This window comes from Bradyrhizobium sp. SMVTL-02 (assembly GCF_051853005.1).
Lineage (GTDB): Bacteria > Pseudomonadota > Alphaproteobacteria > Rhizobiales > Xanthobacteraceae > Bradyrhizobium.
Window position 1 is genome coordinate 332881 of the sequence record NZ_CP182469.1, and the last position, 19252, is coordinate 352132.

General features: G+C 65.7%; 21 protein-coding genes. 7 read left to right on the forward strand and 14 right to left on the reverse strand.

Annotation, left to right across the window (positions count from 1 at the left end):
- Window positions 1–40: 40 nt before the first annotated feature.
- Together ACNJYB_RS01555 and ACNJYB_RS01560 are read right to left on the reverse strand one after the other, a co-directional pair.
- Entirely contained in the window at window positions 41–937 is an 897-nt protein-coding gene (locus ACNJYB_RS01555; protein ID WP_439372390.1) for a methylated-DNA--[protein]-cysteine S-methyltransferase, read from the reverse strand.
- A gap of 54 nt (window positions 938–991) precedes the next feature.
- Entirely contained in the window at window positions 992–1510 is a 519-nt protein-coding gene (locus ACNJYB_RS01560; RefSeq protein WP_439372391.1) for a DUF2244 domain-containing protein, read from the reverse strand.
- Window positions 1511–1532: 22 nt separating this feature from the next.
- Here ACNJYB_RS01560 and nth point away from each other — a divergent pair, with 22 nt between their 5' ends.
- The gene (gene nth / locus ACNJYB_RS01565) at window positions 1533–2315 is read left to right on the forward strand and encodes an endonuclease III (protein WP_439372392.1); all 783 of its coding nucleotides are present in this window, start codon (window positions 1533–1535) and stop codon (window positions 2313–2315) included.
- A gap of 22 nt (window positions 2316–2337) precedes the next feature.
- Here nth and ACNJYB_RS01570 read toward each other — a convergent pair whose 3' ends face one another.
- From ACNJYB_RS01570 to ACNJYB_RS01580, 3 genes are all read right to left on the reverse strand, one after another.
- Window positions 2338–3078: a sulfate transporter family protein gene (locus ACNJYB_RS01570; RefSeq protein WP_439372393.1), complete on the reverse strand. Its 741-nt coding sequence runs from the start codon at window positions 3076–3078 to the stop codon at window positions 2338–2340.
- Between the two features lie 173 nt (window positions 3079–3251).
- Complete coding sequence (nikR, locus tag ACNJYB_RS01575) at window positions 3252–3698, reverse strand: nickel-responsive transcriptional regulator NikR (protein ID WP_439372394.1); 447 nt, start codon at window positions 3696–3698, stop codon at window positions 3252–3254.
- 57 nt (window positions 3699–3755) lie between these two features.
- Window positions 3756–6209 carry a heavy metal translocating P-type ATPase gene (locus tag ACNJYB_RS01580; protein ID WP_439372395.1) on the reverse strand — a complete coding sequence of 818 codons (2454 nt, stop codon included), beginning with the start codon at window positions 6207–6209 and terminating at the stop codon, window positions 3756–3758.
- A 62-nt stretch (window positions 6210–6271) separates the two neighbouring features.
- Here ACNJYB_RS01580 and ACNJYB_RS01585 point away from each other — a divergent pair, with 62 nt between their 5' ends.
- A complete protein-coding gene (locus ACNJYB_RS01585; protein ID WP_063198826.1) occupies window positions 6272–6547 on the forward strand; it encodes a metal-sensitive transcriptional regulator in 276 nt (91 codons plus the stop codon).
- A gap of 165 nt (window positions 6548–6712) precedes the next feature.
- On the opposite strand, the gene ACNJYB_RS01590 is transcribed toward ACNJYB_RS01585, so the two are convergent.
- On the reverse strand, window positions 6713–7678 hold the full coding sequence (locus tag ACNJYB_RS01590) for a YiiX/YebB-like N1pC/P60 family cysteine hydrolase (RefSeq protein ID WP_439372396.1): 966 nt from the start codon (window positions 7676–7678) through the stop codon (window positions 6713–6715).
- Between the two features lie 191 nt (window positions 7679–7869).
- On the opposite strand from ACNJYB_RS01590, the gene ACNJYB_RS01595 reads away from it, so the two are divergent.
- Entirely contained in the window at window positions 7870–9258 is a 1389-nt protein-coding gene (locus tag ACNJYB_RS01595; RefSeq protein ID WP_439372397.1) for a flavin monoamine oxidase family protein, read from the forward strand.
- Window positions 9259–9282: 24 nt separating this feature from the next.
- Here the strand turns inward: ACNJYB_RS01595 and ACNJYB_RS01600 are convergent, their stop codons facing one another.
- From ACNJYB_RS01600 to pheS, 4 genes are all read right to left on the reverse strand, one after another.
- Entirely contained in the window at window positions 9283–10053 is a 771-nt protein-coding gene (locus ACNJYB_RS01600; protein WP_439372398.1) for a sulfite exporter TauE/SafE family protein, read from the reverse strand.
- 20 nt (window positions 10054–10073) lie between these two features.
- Window positions 10074–12482: a phenylalanine--tRNA ligase subunit beta gene (gene pheT / locus ACNJYB_RS01605; protein ID WP_439372399.1), complete on the reverse strand. Its 2409-nt coding sequence runs from the start codon at window positions 12480–12482 to the stop codon at window positions 10074–10076.
- Window positions 12479–12940 (reverse strand): endonuclease domain-containing protein, encoded by a 462-nt coding sequence (locus ACNJYB_RS01610; protein ID WP_439372400.1) that lies wholly within the window; start codon window positions 12938–12940, stop codon window positions 12479–12481. The genes pheT and ACNJYB_RS01610 overlap by 4 nt, the downstream gene beginning before the upstream one ends.
- Before the next feature lie 80 nt (window positions 12941–13020).
- Window positions 13021–14103, reverse strand: a complete 1083-nt coding sequence (pheS, locus tag ACNJYB_RS01615) for a phenylalanine--tRNA ligase subunit alpha (RefSeq protein ID WP_439372401.1) — start codon at window positions 14101–14103, stop codon at window positions 13021–13023.
- Window positions 14104–14254: 151 nt separating this feature from the next.
- Here pheS and ACNJYB_RS01620 point away from each other — a divergent pair, with 151 nt between their 5' ends.
- Complete coding sequence (locus ACNJYB_RS01620) at window positions 14255–14680, forward strand: hypothetical protein (protein WP_439372402.1); 426 nt, start codon at window positions 14255–14257, stop codon at window positions 14678–14680.
- Between the two features lie 8 nt (window positions 14681–14688).
- Here the strand turns inward: ACNJYB_RS01620 and rplT are convergent, their stop codons facing one another.
- On the reverse strand, window positions 14689–15048 hold the full coding sequence (rplT, locus tag ACNJYB_RS01625; RefSeq protein ID WP_027550107.1) for a 50S ribosomal protein L20: 360 nt from the start codon (window positions 15046–15048) through the stop codon (window positions 14689–14691).
- A gap of 84 nt (window positions 15049–15132) precedes the next feature.
- Window positions 15133–15333 carry a 50S ribosomal protein L35 gene (rpmI, locus tag ACNJYB_RS01630; RefSeq protein ID WP_008539890.1) on the reverse strand — a complete coding sequence of 67 codons (201 nt, stop codon included), beginning with the start codon at window positions 15331–15333 and terminating at the stop codon, window positions 15133–15135.
- Window positions 15334–15604: 271 nt separating this feature from the next.
- On the opposite strand from rpmI, the gene ACNJYB_RS01635 reads away from it, so the two are divergent.
- Window positions 15605–16009 carry a hypothetical protein gene (locus ACNJYB_RS01635; protein WP_439372403.1) on the forward strand — a complete coding sequence of 135 codons (405 nt, stop codon included), beginning with the start codon at window positions 15605–15607 and terminating at the stop codon, window positions 16007–16009.
- A gap of 236 nt (window positions 16010–16245) precedes the next feature.
- Here ACNJYB_RS01635 and infC read toward each other — a convergent pair whose 3' ends face one another.
- On the reverse strand, window positions 16246–16785 hold the full coding sequence (gene infC / locus ACNJYB_RS01640; protein ID WP_439375776.1) for a translation initiation factor IF-3: 540 nt from the start codon (window positions 16783–16785) through the stop codon (window positions 16246–16248).
- A 251-nt stretch (window positions 16786–17036) separates the two neighbouring features.
- Here infC and ACNJYB_RS01645 point away from each other — a divergent pair, with 251 nt between their 5' ends.
- Window positions 17037–17825 carry an alpha/beta hydrolase gene (locus ACNJYB_RS01645; protein WP_439372404.1) on the forward strand — a complete coding sequence of 263 codons (789 nt, stop codon included), beginning with the start codon at window positions 17037–17039 and terminating at the stop codon, window positions 17823–17825.
- Between the two features lie 131 nt (window positions 17826–17956).
- Window positions 17957–18424 carry a nuclear transport factor 2 family protein gene (locus ACNJYB_RS01650; RefSeq protein WP_439372405.1) on the forward strand — a complete coding sequence of 156 codons (468 nt, stop codon included), beginning with the start codon at window positions 17957–17959 and terminating at the stop codon, window positions 18422–18424.
- Between the two features lie 9 nt (window positions 18425–18433).
- Here ACNJYB_RS01650 and ACNJYB_RS01655 read toward each other — a convergent pair whose 3' ends face one another.
- Complete coding sequence (locus ACNJYB_RS01655) at window positions 18434–19231, reverse strand: acyl-CoA thioesterase domain-containing protein (protein WP_439372406.1); 798 nt, start codon at window positions 19229–19231, stop codon at window positions 18434–18436.
- Between the last annotated feature and the right edge of the window lie 21 nt (window positions 19232–19252).

Consider the following 19252-nt stretch of genomic DNA (forward strand, 5'->3'; position numbering starts at 1 on the left):
TCCCTTCGCCTCTCCCCGCGTGCGGGGAGAGGGAGGAGAGCTACTGCACCCCGACCCGCCCGGCTTCCCAGCCCAGCATTGCCTGCTTGCGGGTGATGCCCCAGTGATAGCCGGTGAGCGTGCCGCTCTTGCCGAGTGCGCGGTGGCAGGGCACGACGAACGAGACCGGGTTCTTGCCGACGGCTGCGCCGACGGCGCGCGAGGCCTTCGGGCTGTTGATGTTGCAGGCGATGTCGGAATAGGACACCGCGCGGCCCATCGGAATCTTCAGCAGCGTCTCCCACACCCGCACCTCGAAATCGGTGCCGATCAGGACCACGCGCAGCGGCTGGTCGGGCCGCCAGAGTTTCGGGTCGAAGATGCGCGCGGCGAGCGGCGCGGTGCCTTCGTGATCCTCGACATAGGTCGCCTTCGGCCAGCGCCGTGTCATGTCGGCGAGCGCGATCTTCTCTTCGCCATGATCGGCGAAGGCGAGGCCCGACAGGCCACGGTCGGTCGCGATCACGATGGCGGTGCCGAACGGCGAGGGATGGAAACCGTAGCGCAAGGTGAGCCCCGCGCCGCCATTCTTCCATTCGCCCGGCGACATCGCTTCATGGGTGACGAAGAGATCGTGCAGCCGGCCCGGCCCCGACAGACCGGAGTCGAGCGCGGCATCGAGGATGCTGGCGGAGTCGCGCAGCAGGCCCTTCGCATGGTCCAGGGTAAGCGCCTGCATGAAAGCCTTCGGCGTGATCGAGGCCCAGCGGCGGAACAGATGGTGCAGCTCGTCCGGCGTGACGCCGGCCGCATCCGCCATCGCCTCGATGGTCGGCTGCGCGCGCCAGTTCTCCGAGATGAACGCGATCGCCCGGCGCACGGAATCATAGTCGCGCAGCGCGGCGTTCTGGGGGCCCGGCTTGGCCAGGCGCTGGTCATGGATTGCGAGTGTCATCATGACCGGAAATGTAGGAGGGGGGCGGGTCTGAAACCACCCGATTTCCGACTGCGATCAGCTGATCGGATTGTAGGTCGGTCCACGCTTGGCGGCGTTGAGCGCCTCAACCAAGCCTTTGTAAAAACTTGCCTTTTCCTCAGGCCCGAGGAACTTCGCAATCTGGATCTGGTGGCCGCGCGAGATCAGATAGAGATGCTCGATGCCGAAATCCTCGTCGACCTCCATGTCGAGGCGGACCCAGAGCGGATTGAAGGTCCATTCGGCGACCTGGCCGCGATGGCTGATGCGCCGCACCCGCAGCTCGGAGGTCGTGACGGTGATCTCCTCGCGCGCCCGCCCCGTGCCGAAATTGACCTTGAAGGCCCACCAGACCACGAGCACGTCCAGGCCGAAGAAGCCGAGCACGGGCCAGGCGCCCTTCAACAGGAAGGCGAGGCCGGTGGCAAAGCTGCCGACGCTCAAGAACAGCATCACCGCGAGGAAGCCGGTGCGGTTCAGCGAGCGGTGCGGCGTCAGCAGCGCGGAGAAGATCTGAGGTTCTTTCTCCCGCTCAATTTCGTTGCCTGTGCTCATCGTCCCTCAGTATATCCCGATCATGGCCAAAATCATCCGCAAGCCGGTCCCGCGCAAAGCCGCCATGCCGAAGAAAAAGGCAAAGGCGGCGGTCGCCAAGCCCAAGCCCAAGCCCAAGCCCAAGGCCAAGGCCACGACGCCCGCGAAGAAATCGCTCAAGGCCATGAAACCCTGGACGCCGGCGGAGATCCACGAGGTCTTCAGCCGGTTTCGCAAGGCCAATCCGGAGCCGAAGGGCGAGCTCGAGCACGTCAATCCGTTCACGCTGCTGGTGGCCGTGGTGCTGTCGGCGCAGGCGACCGACGCCGGCGTCAACAAGGCGACCCGCGCCTTGTTCGAGGTCGCCGATACGCCGCAGAAGATGCTCGATCTCGGCGAGGAGCGCTTGCGCGACTACATCAAGACCATCGGCCTCTATCGCACCAAGGCCAAGAACGTCATGGCGCTGTCGGCGAAGGTGCTCAGCGAGTTCGGCGGCGAGGTGCCGCGCACCCGCGCGGAGATCGAGTCGTTGCCTGGTGCGGGGCGCAAGACCGCCAATGTCGTGCTCAACATGGCCTTCGGCGAGCACACCATCGCGGTCGACACCCATGTCTTCCGCGTCGGCAATCGCACGGCACTTGCGCCCGGCAAGACGCCGCTCGAAGTGGAGCTTGGCCTCGAAAAGGTGATCCCGGCCGAGTTCATGCTGCACGCTCATCACTGGCTGATCCTGCACGGCCGCTATACCTGCCTCGCACGCAAGCCGCGCTGCGAGGTGTGCCTGATCAACGATCTCTGCCGCTGGCCGGAGAAGACGGTGTGAGCACGCCGCGCGCCGGCCGTCGTCAGCGCATCTGACGCGCCGGCTCGATCAGCTCGGGGCGCGGGCCCGACAGGCGCTTGTGCATGTGGACCATGAAGGCCATGCCGAAGATCGGCGTAGCCAGATTGACGATCGGGATCGAGAGGAAGGCGGCGATGAACAGGCCGGCGGTGAAGATGGTCGCGGCGTTGCCGCGCCGCATCGCCTTGGCTTCCTCCGGCGTGCGGAAGCGCATCGCGGCGAGCTCGAAATATTCGCGACCCAAAAGCCAGGCGGCGGCGAGGAAGAAGATCAGGAAGCCGGCGCCGGCGAAGAACACCAGCGGCAGCGCGGCGAGATAAACCAGGATCGTCAGCAGCGCGGTCTTGATGCCCTCGAAGATCGCTTGGCTGAGTGGCAGCGCGACGCCCGGGCGCTCGGCGGGATAATGCTCGCGCTCGACGATCTCGGCGACGTCGTCGACGAACAGGCTCGCCACCAGCGAGGTGATCGCCGGCATCAGGAAGATGCCGCCGAACACGACGCCAAGCCCCGCCGCGATCGAGACGATCCAGGACAAGACTTCGAGCGAGGCGTGCCAGCCCGGCCCGAGCAGGCCCTCCAGCCAGACCTCGCCAGAGGTCGCAAACCAGCTCAAGAGCCGCTGCAGGCCGATCGCCAGCACGGTGATCAGCACGAGCGCAAGCCCGATCGATCGCCACAGGATCGAGCGCATCGGCGGCGAGATCATTTGCGACAGCGCCTTCACGGCGGCATCCAGCATGGGCGACCCTCTGAGGTAGATTATCCGCGACAGGTAGATACCGAATGCGGCTTCGGCAAGGGCGGGCGGTCTCTCCACCAACGAGACCCGTCTCACCGCTACGCGGTGAGCCACCATCTCCCCACAAGGGCCCACAAGGGGAGAGGGGTCGGCACCGCGTATGTGGCTCGTCCCTACTCGTGCCGGTGCCCCTGCTTGCGGGCCTTCACGTGCTTGCCCTCGCCGGTCGGGATCATCACCACGCGGCCGTAGCGCACGCCGCGTTCGGCGATGATGTGGTCGGCGAAATGCCGGACCTCGTCGGCTGCGCCGCGCAATGCCGTCATCTCCATGCAATTGTTGTCGTCGAGATGGACGTGCAGCGTCGCCAGCGCGAGGTCGTGATGGCCGTGGAATTCCTGCACCAGCCGTTTCGACAGATCGCGCGCGGCATGGTCGTAGACATAGATGAGACCGGCCACGCATTGGCCGGCCAGCGCCGTGTCCTCTGTGCTCAGTTGCAGCCCGGCGCGGGCGAGGTCGCGGATGATCTCGGAGCGGTTCTGGTAGCCGCGCGCCTCGGCCGCGGCGTCGATCTCCGCCAGGAAGTCCTCCTCGATCGTGATCGTTATCCGCTGCATCAGGTCCTCTCCGCGCATATCGCCGAATGGACCTGTTTTACACGGATTTTGCGACACTCACAGCCGCGTTGCCCGCAGCCGCAGCGCGTTCCCGACCACGCTCACCGAGGACAGCGCCATCGCCGCAGCCGCGATGATCGGGGAGAGCAGCACGCCGAAGGTCGGATAGAGGATGCCGGCCGCGATCGGGATGCCGGCGGCGTTGTAGATGAAGGCGAAGAACAGGTTCTGGCGGATGTTGCTCATCGTCGCCTGCGACAGTTTTCGCGCCCGCACGATGCCGACGAGGTCGCCCTTGAGCAGGGTGACGCCGGCGCTTTCCATTGCGACGTCCGTGCCGGTGCCCATGGCGATGCCGACCTCGGCGGCAGCCAGCGCCGGCGCGTCGTTGACGCCGTCGCCGGCCATGGCGACGCTGCGGCCGGCCTTCTGCAGCTTCGTCACCACCGCGCTCTTCTGGTCCGGCAGCACCTCGGCTTCGACCTCGGCGATGCCGAGCCGGCGCGCCACGGCCTCCGCCGTCGTGCGATTATCGCCGGTCAGCATGATCACCTTGATGCCTTCGGCGGCCAGCGCCTTCAGCGCCTCCGGCGTCGAGGCCTTGACCGGATCGGCGATCGCGAACAACCCGGCCAGCCGGCCGTCGACGGCCATGTTGATCACGGTCGCGCCGTCGCCGCGCAGCCGTTCGGCCTCGGCGTCGAGGGCCCCGGTGTCGATGCCGATCGACGACAGATATCTTGCGTTGCCGAGCACGACGGTCTTGCCGTCGACCTTGCCGGTCGCACCCTTGCCCGTCGGCGAATCGAACTGCTCGACCTGTCCGAGCGCGAGCTGCTTCTCCTTCGCCGCGCGCACGATGGCATCGCCCAGGGGATGCTCGCTGGCGCGCTCGACGGTGGCCGCAATGCGCAGGATGTCGTCTTCGGCAAAGCCGGACGCCGGCACAATCGTCACCACCTTGGGCTTGCCCTCGGTCAGCGTGCCTGTCTTGTCGACCACCAGCGTGTCGATCCTCTCCATCCGCTCCAGCGCCTCGGCGTTCTTGATCAGCACGCCGGCCTGCGCGCCGCGGCCGACGCCGACCATGATCGACATCGGGGTCGCAAGGCCCAGCGCGCAGGGGCAAGCAATGATCAGCACGCTGACGGCGGCGACGAGGCCGAAGGCGAGCCGCGGTTCCGGGCCGAACCAGGCCCAGGCGGCAAAGGCGGCGATGGCGACGACGATCACGGCGGGCACGAACCAGCCGGCGACCTGGTCGGCGAGGCGCTGGATCGGCGCGCGTGAGCGCTGCGCATCCGCGACCATCTGCACGATCTGCGACAGCAGCGTCTCGCGCCCGACCTTGTCGGCGCGCATGATGAAGCTGCCGGACTGGTTCAGCGTGCCGGCGATGACCTTTGCGCCGGTTTCCTTGGTGACCGGCATGGATTCGCCTGTCACGAGCGACTCATCGAGCGAGGAACGGCCCTCGATGATGACACCGTCGACCGGCACCTTCTCGCCGGGACGAACGCGCAAGCGTTCGCCGGCATGGAGCGTGTCGATCTCGACCTCATGCTCGCCGCCGTCGACGTCGACGCGGCGCGCGGTCTTCGGCGCGAGTTGCAGCAACGCCTTGATCGCGCCCGATGTGGCGTCGCGGGCGCGCAGCTCCAGTACCTGGCCGAGCAGCACCAGCACCGTGATGACGGCCGCTGCCTCGAAATAGACCGCGACCGCGCCTTCATGGCCGCGGAAGTTCGCCGGGAAAATCTGCGGCGCGACGGTGCCGAGGACGCTGTAGAAGTAGGCAACGCCGGTGCCCATCGCGATCAGGGTGAACATGTTGAGGTTGCGCGTGACCAGCGACTGCCAGCCGCGGACGAAGAACGGCCAGCCGGCCCACAGCACCACGGGGGTTGCGAACACGAGCTGGATCCAGTTCGAGAGCGTCTGGTCGATCCAGTTGTGCGGACCTGCGAGATGGCCGCCCATCTCCAGCACCACGGCCGGCAGCGCCAGCGCGGCGCCGATCCAGAACCGCCGCGTCATGTCGGCGAGCTCGGGATTGGGGCCGGTCTCGAGGCTCGCCACTTCCGGCTCCAGCGCCATGCCGCAGATCGGGCAGGTGCCGGGGCCGACCTGACGGATCTCGGGATGCATCGGGCAGGTATAGATCGTGCCTGCCGGCAGATCAGGCTCTGGTGCCTTCTCCTTGGCGAGGTATTTGGCGGGATCGGCGGCGAACTTGGTGCGGCAGCCGGCCGAGCAGAAATGGAAGGTCTCGCCGTGATGCTGGAAGCGATGTCTTGACGTCGCGGGATCGACCGTCATGCCGCAGACGGGATCTTTGACCTCAGTTGCGGCATCACCATGGTCATGGCCGTGATGATGGGCATGGCCGGAATGATCGCCAGCGCCGCCGCAGCATGAGGAGGCCGCCGCCGTCGCCGCGGCCTTCGTGGAACAGCCGCACCCGGAATGCGTTTCCGCGTCGTGATGATGCCCGTGTTCTCTGTTGTTCATTCCCATGCTCCGGCCTTCCCTCGGGGCTTGCAACCCATACCCCGTAGGGGTATATAGACGCCATGCGCAAGGACATCAAGGCATCGGTCGGAAAACGTCTCGGTCGGATCGAGGGCCAGGTTCGCGGCCTCTCGAAAATGGTCGAGGAAGACCGCTACTGCATCGACATCGTGACGCAGATCTCGGCGGTGCGCGCCGCGCTGCGCCGGGTCGAGGAGGAGGTCCTGAAGGACCACGTCGCCCATTGCGTCGAGCACGCGATTGCGAGCGGCGACAAGGCGGACCAGCGCGCGAAAATCGCGGAGCTGATGGCGGTGATCGGACGGGCGGAGCGGTAGCGCGCGCTCTCTCCACCGTCATTGCGAGCGCAGCGAAGCAATCCAGACTGTTACCGCAGGGGCAGTCTGGATTGCTTCGTCGCAAGAGCTCCTCGCAATGACGGTGGAGAGAGCGCGCGCCGTTTCCCTCAGCGTCGTCCTGGCTGCGCCAGGACGACCGTGGAGCTACGCCGCCATCTCCCGCGCCCGCGCGCGGTACGTCGCGAGCTCGCTCAGCAGCACGAAATGCTCGGAGAACGCGGCGGTGATCTCCGCAGGCTCTGTTTTCACTTCTTCAGCCGGAACTTCAGCCGGCGCTTCTTCGTCAATCGCTTCAGGAACGAGCGGCGGCGCACGGAGCGTTTCTGGAAACACACTGAAAGTGCCCGCCACCTCCTCGAGCGGCTTTTGCTTGTCCGCCCAGTGCAGGGCGGTGTAGTCGAATCCGTTGACGATGGTCGGCTTGACCACCTCGAAATAGGGCGAGATGTCGAAGTCGCGCGGCATGTACAGCGAGGAATCGCGGATATGCAGGATCTCGCGGCGAGCGGCGCGGCTGCCGGCCTTGGTGATCTTCGGCAGGATCGGGTAGCGCACGGCGTCGAAGGCCTGCGCGATCAGCGCCGAGCAGATGATCTTGGTCGGATCGCCCGAGCCGAGCGCGATCATGCGCCGCCGCCAGCGCTGCGGCACCGGCAGCGGGAACAGGAAGCGCATCAGGTCGAGGATGTTCTTGGTGTCGTAGCCGAAGCCGATGCGGTTGATCGCGTAGCGGCAGACCGTGGTGCGGTCCTCGTAGGACAGTCCGACCGGGCGGCAGACGCGGGTGTGATACGGAAAGTATTTCGACAGCGGTGCCGACGTCACGCCCTCGCCGATATTGGCCTCGATCAGCACATGCGGCTCGCCGTTGGGCTCCACGGCGCCCTCGACCGGACCGACATAGAGCGCGGCATGCGACCAGGTCGACTGCGTCAGATATTTGATGATGCCGGAGATGCGGTTGTTGCCCTCGACCAGCAGCACGTCGCCTGGCTCGATGATGCCGCGCAGATGCTCGGGGTCGCTGGGCGTGAACGGCTCGTAGCCCGGCACCTCCTTCGAGAGGTACGCGGCAATCAGCTTGCCGACTGAATCAAGGACCGTCCCCATGTCGAACTCCCCCACGGCCTTTTCCGGCCGTCTTTTTTCCTTCTCTATCATGGTCGAAACGTGTTGCCATTCGGTTCATCGGTCTGTGAGATCAAGCACGATTGATTCACCATGATGGTTGCCGTGCAACATCAGATGCGGCAAGGTTCGCTGGCTGTTCCCGTTCGCCGCAAGTCTCCGGAAACCATGACATGACAATCACGCGCCGCGGTTTCCTTTCGGCGTCGGCGGCCCTTGCCGCGATGCCGGTCCTGCGCGCAAACGCCGCGCCCCTGCCGCGGGAGGCCGACATCGTCGTGATCGGCGCAGGTGCGGCCGGAATTGCCGCAGCGCGGCGCATCATGGCCGCCAATCGCAAGGTCGTCGTGCTGGAGGCGGCTTCGCAGGTCGGCGGCCGATGCATCACGGATACAACGACCTTCGGCGTGCCGTTCGACCGCGGCGCGCGCTGGATGCACAATCCCGAGACCAACCCGATGATCCGGCTCGCGCGCAGCGCCGGGCTCGACGTGGTGCAGGCGCCGGCCGGCCAGAAGATGCGCATCGGCCGCCGCAACGCACGCGCGGGCGAGACCGAGGAATTCCTGGCGGCGCTCGTGCGCGCCAACCGCGCCATCGACGAGGCCGCGCGCGGCAAGCTCGACACCTCCTGCGCGTCGGTGCTGCCGAAGGACCTCGGCGACTGGGCCGGCGCGGCCGAGTTCATGCTGGGTGCGAGCTTTGCCGGCAAGGACTTGAAGGAGCTCTCCGCGATCGACAAGGCGCGCGCTCAGGACCGCAATGCCGCGATCGCCTGCCGCCAGGGTTTGGGCACCCTGATCACCAAGCTCGGCGAGCAGGCGCCGATCGCGTTGTCGACCCCGGCGAGCCGGATCGTCTGGAGCAACCGGGACGTCAGCGTCGAGACGCAATCCGGCAAGATCGCCGCGCGCGCCGCCGTCCTCACGGTCTCGACCAACGTGCTGACATCGGGCGCGATCAAGTTCGCGCCCGACATCCCCAGACGGACGCTGGACGCAGCATCAAAGCTCACCATGGGCAGCTACGACCACATCGTGCTGCAGCTGCCCGGCAATCCGCTCGGCCTGTCGCGCGACGACATCCTTATCGAGCAGAGCAATTCGACCCGCACGGCGCTGATGTACGCCAATATCGGCGGCTCCTCGCTGTGCGCGATCGATGTCGGCGGCTCGTTCGGGCGCGATCTCTCCGAGCAGGGCGAGAAGGCGATGGCCGCCTTCGCGAAGGAATGGATCACGAAGCTGTTCGGCAGCGAAGCGGCGGCCACCGTGCAGAAGACCAGCGCGACGCGCTGGAACGCCTCGCCTTACGTGATGGGCGCGATGTCGGCCTCCGCGCCCGGCGGCCAGCTCTCGCGAAAGATCCTGACCGAGCCGATCGGCAATGTGTTCCTCGCCGGCGAAGCCACCCACGAGACTTTGTGGGGCACCGTCGACGGTGCCTGGGAAAGCGGCGAACGCGCCGCGGATGCCGCGCTCCGCAAGATCGGCGCGATCAGGGACGAGCCGGCCGATGTGCCGACGCAGTCGACGAAGAAGCGGCGGGCACCGCGGCAGTAGGACCTCGACGCATCTCGCTCGATCTTACCGCAACACGCCGTCCAGCGCCGGTAGCCCAAAGATCACCGCCAGCGCAATCAGCGCATAGCAGATTCCGCGAAACACCTTTTCGCTGGCGCGGCCGAAAAGGGATGCACCGAAGGCGACGCCGAGGGCGTAGACCGGGCCGACGATCAGCGACAGCACCAGCGATTCGCGGCTGATCAGGCCCGTCGTCGCATAGCTGACCATCGAGAAGAAATCCGATGCGCCGAAGAACAGCAGGATGTTTGCGCGCGCGACGATCGGCGCGATCGGGCGGCCGAGCCAGTAGCCGACGATCGGCGGCCCGCCGGTCTGTGCCAGACCGCTGCAGAAGCCGGAGAGGCCGCCGATGCCGACCGAGAGCCAGGCGTGGTCCTTGCCGCGATAGCGCCAGCCCGACAGCAGCAGAAGCAGCAGCGCCGCGACGAAGCAGGAGATGATCCAGCGCGTGGTGACGGGTTCGAGCACGCTGAGGAAATAAGTGCCGACAGGCACGCCGATCAGCGCGCCCAGCACGATCACCGCGGTGGCTCTTCGGTCCGCCTTGCGCCACGCATCCGGCAGCAGCGGCGCAGCCGCGACGAAATCGATCACCAGCAGGAGTGCCGCGACCAGCCGCGGCGCCGCGATGCTGCTCGCCAGCGGCATGAAGATCAGCGCGGAGCCGAAGCCGGAGAAGCCGCGCGCGGTGCCGGAAATGAAAGCGACGGCGCAGAGCGCCGCCGCGATGGTGAGGCTGACGTCCTTCGGGAGGAAGTCGGTGATACTCATGCCCTGCTATTCCAGAGCCCTTACGCTCTCAGCGTGCCACCGGTCTTCTTGGTCACCTCCGCTACGATCTTCGCCGCGACGGCCTCGATCTCCTGATCGGTCAGGGTCTTCTCGCGCGGCTGAAGCGTGACCGCGACCGCGATCGACTTCTTGCCGTCCTCGATGCCCTTGCCCTCGTAGACGTCGAAGACGTTGACGCCGGTGATCAGCTTCTTGTCGACGCCCTGCGCGGCGCGCACGATGTCGCCGGCCTTCACGCTGCGATCGACGATGAAAGCGAAGTCGCGCGACACCGGCTGGAAGGCCGACAGCTCGATCAAGGGCTTGGCGCGGGTCGGCTTCTTCTTGGCCTCGGGAATCCGGTCGAGGATGACCTCGAACACGACAAGCGGCCCGTCGGCGCCGAGCGCCTCGAGCGCGCGCGGATGCACTTCGCCAAAATAGCCGAGCACGTTCTGCGGCCCGATCTGGATCGTGCCGGAGCGGCCCGGATGCAGCCAGCCGGGACCGCCGGAGACGATCTGCAGCGCCTGCATCGGCGCGCCGGCCGCAGCCAGCACCGCCAGTGCATCGGCTTTGGCGTCGAACACATTGGCCTCTGCCGAGCCGGTCCAGTGCCGTCCGAGACCTTCGGACGAAGCCAGGCCACGGCGCACGCCGCTTGCCGCCATGAACTGGTCCTGCGGGCGATCGCCCTTGAAGACCTGGCCGACTTCGAACAGCGCGACATCGCCGAAGCCGCGATCGGCATTGGCCTGCGCCGCCGCGATCAGGCCCGCGAGCAGGGTCGGGCGCATGTCGGAGAGATCGGACGCGATCGGGTTCGCCACTTCGAGCACCCGCTGGCCGCCGCCGAACAATTCGGCCGCAGGCTTGGCGATGAACGACCAGGTGACGGCCTCGACCATGCCGCGGCTCGCCAGCGCCCGTCGCGCGCGGCGGGTGCGCAGCTGTAGCGGCGTCAGCACGGGCTTGCGCGCGTCCTCGCCGCGCTCGAACGGCGTCATCGGCACCTTGTCGACGCCGAAGATGCGGACGATTTCCTCGACGATGTCGGCCTTGCCGTGCACGTCGGAGCGCCACGACGGCACTGCAACCTTCACGACCGGTCCGGGGCCCGCCATCATGAAGCCGAGATGGGTCAGGATGCGCTTCATCTCGACCTGCGGCACCTCGATGCCGGACAGGCGCTTGACCTCTGTGACGGGGAAATCGATCACGCGATCGTCCCCGAAGGCCTTGCCGACCACGACGTTCTCGGACGGTGCGCCGCCGCACATCTCCATCACCAGTTTCGTCGCGAGCTCGAGGCCGGGCACCATGAAGGCCGGATCGACGCCGCGCTCGAAGCGGTAGCGCGCATCGGAGTTGATGCCGAGCTTGCGGCCGGTCTGGGCGATGTTGATCTCGTTCCAAAGCGCCGATTCGATCAGCACGTCGGTGGTGTTCTCGTCGCAGCCCGAGGCTTCGCCGCCCATGATGCCGGCGAGCGATTCGACGCCGTGCTCGTCGGCGATGACGCAAATGGCGGGATCGAGATTGTAGGTGCGGCCGTCGAGCGCCAGCAGCGTCTCGCCCTCGCGCGCGCGGCGCACCACGAGATTGCCCTTCACCTTCTTGGCGTCGAACACGTGCAGCGGACGCGCGCGGTCGTAGGTCATGAAGTTGGTGATGTCGACCAGCGCGTTGATCGGGCGCAGCCCGATCGCGGTCAGCCGCTTCTGCAGCCATTCCGGTGACGGCCCGTTCCTGACGCCGCGCACGAGGCGGAGCGCGAAGCCGGGACACAGCGTGGCATCCTCGACCGTGACCTTCACGGGGCAGGGGAATTCGCCCTTGACCGGCTTGATCGTCGGGTCCTTGAACTTGCCCATGTCGGCGGCGGCGAGATCGCGCGCGATGCCGTGAACGCCGGTGCAGTCCTGCCGGTTCGGCGTCAAATTGATCTCGATCACGGGATCGCCGAGCGCGGCCCATTCGGCGTAAGCAGCGCCAACAGGCGCGTCCGCCGGCAATTCCATGATGCCGTCATGGTCGTTGGAGATCTGCAATTCGGCCGCCGAGCACAGCATGCCCCGGCTCTCGACGCCGCGGATGGTGCCGACGCCGAGCATGATGTCCTTGCCGGGAATGTAGGTGCCGGGCGGCGAGAACACGCTGACGAGGCCCGCACGCGCGTTCGGCGCGCCGCACACGACCTGCACGGGCGCGCCACCGTCGCCGGTGTCGACCATGCAGACGCGCAAGCGGTCCGCATTCGGATGCTGCTCGGCCGAGATCACCTTGGCGATTGTGAACGGCTTCAGCGCCTTCGCCTTGTCCTCGATGTTCTCGACCTCGAGCCCGATCATGGTGAGCTTGTCGGCGAGCTTATCGAGCGGCTCGTCGGTCTCGAGATGGTCCTTCAGCCAGGAGAGGGTGAATTTCATGGCTGTGTGCCTCGGCTCTTGTCGGTTGAATGGCTTTGGTCGGTGTCAGTGTTCTCTCCCTCGTGGGGGAGGGTCAGGGAGTGGGGTGAGCCGCGGGCTCCACCGGAAGCTGCCTGGCGGATTACCTCAACAACCCCCTCGAGGTTGGTCATCACCTGATCGTTGGTGAAGCGCAGAACCTGAAAGCCCTCGGCTGCGAAGAAAGCGTCGCGACGCTCTTCTTTCTTCTGGCGTTCCTCGAAATCGTGGGATTCTCCATCGAGCTCGATGATAAGCTTTGAGGAGAAGCACACGAAGTCGGCGATGTAGTTTCCGATGGGCGTTTGGCGACGGATGCCAACGCCATCCATGCGGTTAGCCTTCAGGTAGCGCCACAGCAGTGTTTCGGCACGCGTCATCGCTCGGCGAAGCTGTTTCGCCCGGCTGCGCTGACGCTCGCTCACAACTGCGTGCGGCATCCGCGGCTACCCCGCTCCCCGACCCTCCCCCACAAGGGGGGAGGGAACGGAGAGAGTGTTCGCGTGCGTGGGCACAAGCATCACGTGCTCAATCCCCCCGCGAGCGTCGGCACCTCGAGCGGCTTGAAGCCGTAATGGCTCAGCCAGCGGACGTCGCTGTCGAACAGCTGGCGTAGGTCGGCTATGCCGTATTTCAGCATGGCGATGCGGTCGATGCCCATGCCCCAGGCAAAGCCCTGGTACTCGTCGGGATCGATGCCGCAGGCGCGCAGCACGTTCGGATGCACCATGCCGCAGCCGAGAATCTCCAGCCAGTCCTCGCCCTCGCCGAAGCGGATCTCGCCCTTGTCGCGGCGACACTGGATGTCGACTTCCAGCGACGGCTCCGTGAACGGGAAGAACGACGGCCGGAAGCGCATGTTGATGTGATCGACTTCGAAGAACGCCTTGCAGAACTCGTGCAGGATCCATTTGAGGTGGCCGAGATGCGAGCTCTTGTCGATGACGAGGCCTTCGACCTGATGGAATTGCGGCGTGTGGGTCGCGTCAGAATCGATGCGATAGGTGCGGCCCGGGCAGATCACGCGGATCGGCGGCTTCTGGCTCAGCATGGTGCGCACCTGCACCGGCGAGGTGTGGGTCCGCAGCAGCATGCGCGAGCCGTCCTCCTTCGGATGGAAGAAGAACGTGTCGTGCATCTCGCGGGCCGGATGGCCTTCCGGGAAGTTCAGCTTGGTGAAGTTGTAGTCGTCGGTCTCGATGTCAGGACCTTCGGCCACCGAGAATCCCATGTCGGCGAAAATCGTGGTCAGCTCGTCCCAGACCTGGCTCAGCGGATGGATGCGGCCGGCATCAGTGGCCGTATCGCGCAGCGGCAGCGTCACGTCGATGGTTTCCGACGCGAGCCGCGCATCGAGCGCCGCCGCCTTCAGCACGTCGCGCCGGGCTGCGAGCGCCTGCGTGACCTTGTCCTTGGCGAGGTTGATCGCGGCGCCTTGCGTCTTGCGCTCGTCCGGCGACATCTTGCCGAGCGTGGCAAGCAGCGCCGAGATCGAGCCCTTCTTGCCGAGGGCCGCGACGCGCACCGCCTCCAGGGCGGCTTCATCGCCGGCGGCGGCGATCTGGTCGAGGATGGATGTTTCGAGCGTTGCGAGGTCGGACACAGTCAAATCCTTGGCTCTGAATTCGGCTGGGTTGTCGCCGCACGAAGGCCGTAACGTCAAGCAAAAAGCCGGTCATTTCGGGCACATGGCCGGCTGGGTTGAACCCCGCGCGGGGAGGCGGCACCAAGGGGAATACGAGGAGACCTTTGCGATGCTGTCGAGACCCTGCCTTGTCGTTCTTCCTGCCGTTCTGGCCGTCTTCCTTTCGGTCGCCGGCACCCCTGCGCGCGCCATGGTCTGCATGGAGACATCCATGACGCTGGACGAGGTCGTCGACACCATCACCAAGCAGAAGAGCTGCGAAAGCGCGATGAAGGTGTTTCAGGATTGCCAATTGACCGCGAGCGGCGATGTCCAGCTCGGCGCCGCCGTCGAAAAGAAGTGCGAGGCGGACTTCATGCCCGGCCTCAACACGGCCAAGCAGCAGGCCTACAAACGCGAGATGCGCGTCTGCGACCAGAAGTACCGGAACAAGTCCGGCACCATGTATCTCTCGTTCGCAGCTTTTTGCCGGGCGGAGGTCGCCCAGCGCTTCTCGCAGCGCGCGCTGAAGGCTGCGGGCCCGAAGGCCCGCTAGCGCGAGCCTCAAGCAGCCAGAGCGGCTTTGGCCTTCTCGGCGATCGCCTGGAACGCGGCGGGCTCGCGGATCGCGAGATCCGACAGCACCTTGCGGTCCACGGTGATGCCCGACTTGGCGAGACCGTCGATAAATCGGCTGTAGGTCAGGCCGAACGGACGGACGGCAGCGTTGAGACGCTGGATCCAGAGCGCGCGGAAGGTGCGCTTACGACGCTTGCGGTCGCGGAAGGCGTATTGCTGGGCCTTCTCCACGGCCGGCTTGGCGGCGCGGATGGTGTTCTTGCGGCGGCCGTAGAAACCCTTGGCGGCCTTGTAGACTTTCTTGTGCTTGGCGTGGGCGGTCACACCGCGTTTGACGCGAGACATGACAAAAAATCCTTCAGAGATGACTTCGGTTTCGGATCGCCGCGAAAGCTGCGGCGCGCGAGGCGGCAGTGATCGTGGACGCGATCAGGCGTTCGGCAAGAAGTACTTCTTGACGTTGTCGCCGTCGGTCTTGAACAGCACCCGGGTGCCGCGGAGCTGACGGATCTGCTTCTTCGTCCGCTTGATCATGCCGTGACGCTTGCCGCGCTGGGCGTGCATCACTTTGCCGGTGGCAGTCACCTTGAAGCGCTTTTTAGCGCCCGATTTGGTCTTCAGCTTGGGCATTTGGCTCTCCTAATGGCCATAGAGATCCGCCCGCGAAGGCGGCTGGCCGTCAAAAATGCTCGTTAGAGCGTTGATTGTGCTCAGGTTTTACGAACCAGCGCGAAACCCGCACGAAACACCGCCACGGCAGCCCTTAATCAGCCGGGCGATGAAGGCTGGGCTTATGACAGAGGACAGGCCAATTGGCAACGATGAACCGCCGAAACCGGCCCGCCGACTATTGGAAGTTGCTACCCTCATATCCAAGTCTTGTCGCTGAAGCAGGTCAAAAATGGCCCAGTCCCCTCAATTTCTGACTTCGCTGGCGGATTTCGCCCGTCCGCGCCATCTGGCGCTGTTCGCCGTCCTCGCCACGGCGGCGCTGCCGTCAACGGCCGAGGCTCGCGCCGGCGGCTATGACGGCATCTGGAACGTCACCTTCGCGACCACCCGCGGCACTTGCAGTTCGGGCTACAGCGTTCCCTTCACCGTGTCAGGCAGCCGCGTCTCGTCGGCCGGCGGCGGCCGGGTCTCGGGCCGGGTCAACCGCTCCGGCGCTGTCGCGGTCCAGGTCTCGGTCGGCGCCTCCCATGCGAGCGGCGGCGGCCGGCTCGCCGGCATGTACGGCGCCGGCTGGTGGAGGGGCATCATCTCCGGCGATTACTGCAGCGGAACCTGGCAGGCGACAAGGAGCTGACCGCCAAGCAGTAGGTGCGCTCCCTCCCCGCCTGCGGGGGAGGGTTGGGGAGAGGTGTCTCCTCTCGTGAGGACCCCCAAGAGGCGAGAGCCCTCACCCGGCGCTTCGCGCCACCATCTCCCGCAAGCGGGAGAGGGCGCAGCAGTGCTCGCGGCTTGCACCTTGACCAAAACAAAACGGCCCGCCGGAGATCCGGACGGGCCGTTGAACTCTTAGAAAGTCCCAATGCGCTGCGGTCAGCGCGGCGCCAGCACCATGACGACCTGACGACCTTCGAACCGCGCGTCCTGCTCGACCTTGGCGAGTTCGGCGACGTCGGTCTTGATCTTGTCCAGCAGCTTGGTGCCGATCTCCTGGTGCGCCATTTCGCGGCCGCGATAGCGCAGCGTGATCTTGACCTTGTCGCCCTCTTCGAAGAACCGCTGCATCGCGCGCATCTTCACGTCGTAATCGTGGTCGTCGATCATCGGGCGGAGCTTGATCTCCTTGATCTCGACGGTCTTCTGCCGCTTGCGGGCTTCCGCGGCTTTCTTCTGAGCGGAATACTTGTATTTCCCGTAGTCCATGATCTTGCAGACGGGAGGGCTGGTATTCGGCGAAATCTCGACCAGATCCATGCCAACTTCCTGGGCCATCCGTATGGCGACGACGGTCTCGACCGTGCCTCTGTTCTCACCGGTCTGATCGATCAGCTGGATCTGCGCGTTGCGAATATCATCATTGATGCGCGGCCCGTCTTTGCTGGCAGCGGGCGGAGCTTTATTAGGACGGCGAATGGGTGGTTCTCCAAAGTTGTGAAAGAAGCGGCTATTTTGAAGGAAGATGCGGTTGCCGGCAAGCAAGTCGCTCGTGCGACGAGTGAAAAACCCTCAAATGCGAGGCATTTTGGTCACGCCCAACGGCACGTTGCTCGACATAGACACCTTGCTTCTGTTCCGCAAGCGTCCCAAAGGGACAATGCCGATATCGGGCGTGCTTGCGAAACAGGCCCAGACGGTTCAAACCGCACAGCCAGAGTAAACGTTCCATGACCGACGCAATTCCCGATGCCGCGCTCGAGTTCATCAATGTGGGCCAGGGTCCGTCCGCGCGCAGGATCGCGGTGCGCCACCGCGCCGGAAAGGGTCCCGGCCTCCTCTGGCTCGGCGGCTTCAAGTCGGACATGCAGGGCGGCAAGGCCGTCGCGCTGGACGCCTGGGCCCATGAGCATGGCCGCGCGGTGGTCCGCTTCGACTATTCCGGCCACGGCGAATCCAGCGGTGATTTCGCCGACGGAACCATCGGAGGCTGGCTCGAGGACAGCGTCGCGGTGTTCGAGCGGTTCTGCGACGGCCCGCAGGTCCTGGTCGGGTCCTCCATGGGCGGCTGGATGGCGCTCCTGCTCGCGCGCGAGATCAGGAAACGTGCAGGCAAGGCCTCACTGGCAGGCCTCGTGCTGATCGCGCCGGCGCCCGACTTCACCGAGGAACTGATGTGGAAGACATTTCCGTCGGCGGTGAAGAAGGAGATCGAGACCAAGGGCTTCTGGCTGCGGCCGTCGGACTATGGCGACGGCTCGCCCTATCCGATCACGCGCAAGCTGATCGAGGAAGGACGCAACCATCTCGTGCTCGGCAGCGCCATCGATCTCGGCTGCCCCGTCCGTATCCTGCAGGGCGCGCAGGATCCCGACGTGCCGTGGCAGCACGCCTTTGCGCTGACGCATCGCCTGCCGGCCGACGACGTCGTGCTGACCATGATCCAGGACGGCGATCACCGCCTGTCGCGCCCGCAGGACATCGCACGCATCCTTGCCGCGGTCGCGGAGATCGGGTGAAACTGCTGCCCAATCATCGCCCGACTTGATCGGGCGATCCAGTATTCCAGAGGCGGCTGTGCTCGAACCGAGAAGCCGCTGCGTACTGGACGCCCCGGTCAAGCCGGGCGGAGCAATTGGGAGAAGCGCCAATGACCACCGCCGCCATGCTGCGCGCCTTCTGTGACGCCGTCGAGCAGCGCAACGGGAAAGCCTTCGCCGAACTGTTCACCGAGGATGGCGTCTATCACGACGTCTTCTATGGCGCGTTCGCAGGCCGAGAGAAGATCGCTGCAATGATCGACGACTGGTTCTATCGCACGGCGACCGATTTCCGCTGGGACATGCATGATCCCGTCACCGACGGCACCACGCTCTATGCGCGCTACACTTTCAGCTATCGTTCGACCCTGCCGGAAGCGAACGGAGCGCGGGCGATGTTCGAGGGCGTTGCGATCATGACGTTGCGTGACGGCAGGATCGCTCGGTATCACGAGGTCGCCAACACCGCGCCGGCGTTCGTCGATCTGAAGTTCGCGCCGGAGCGCATTGCCAGGATCGTCGCCAAGCAGGGCGCCGAGCTGAAGGCGCGGCCGGAGATGAAGCGGCATCTGGCCTGACGGCGGAACCTACGGCGGCGACACCTTCGGCATCGGCTTGCGCTGCGCCAGCGCTGCGACCGTCGCCGTGCCGATCGGGCCCTGTTCGTCATAGAGCCAGCACTCGCCGATCGCGACGCCATCCGTCGCCTGGTGATTGACCACGTCGAAGCCGATCCAGTTCGTCACCGGCAGGCGATGCAGATAGATCGTGACGTCGCTGTTGATGTAGCCGAGCCCCTTGTCGCCGGCATTGGCAAAGGGGCTGGCGAAGTCGGCGCCCACCGCGACATGCACGAACGGCGTCATCGCAGCGCCCGCGACGAGCTCGCGCACCTCACTCATCCAGAGCCGGCGCGGGCCGAGCGAGCCCATGTGCCCGACGATGGGGCGCGTCGTCCATTTGCCGTTCATGCCGAGCCTGGGATCGGTCGGCTTCGGAATGTCTGATGGCTTCGGCACGTCCCAGTTCGGCGGCGACCAGACATTGCCATCCGGGTTCTGCGTCTTGCGCAGCAGCTGGCACGAGGCGCGCGCCATGCCGACGCCGCCGGAAACGAACTCCGCTTCGACCAGGCGGATGCGCAGTCCATCGCGGACGAGCCGCGTCGTCACCTCGATCGGCTTGTCGATGGTCGGCAGCCGGAACATGTCGACGGTGAGCCGCGCCGGCACGAATTCAGGACCGGAATGGCGTTCCTCGATGGCGAAGCCGAGCAGGCCGACGATGACGCGTCCGTGCAGCGATTTCGGGTCCCACGGACCGTTGGCGACTTCCGTCGCATGGAATGTATCGCCCTCGCGGGTGAAGAAAGGCATGTTTGTCATGGCGCGCGACTTTTGAGGCAA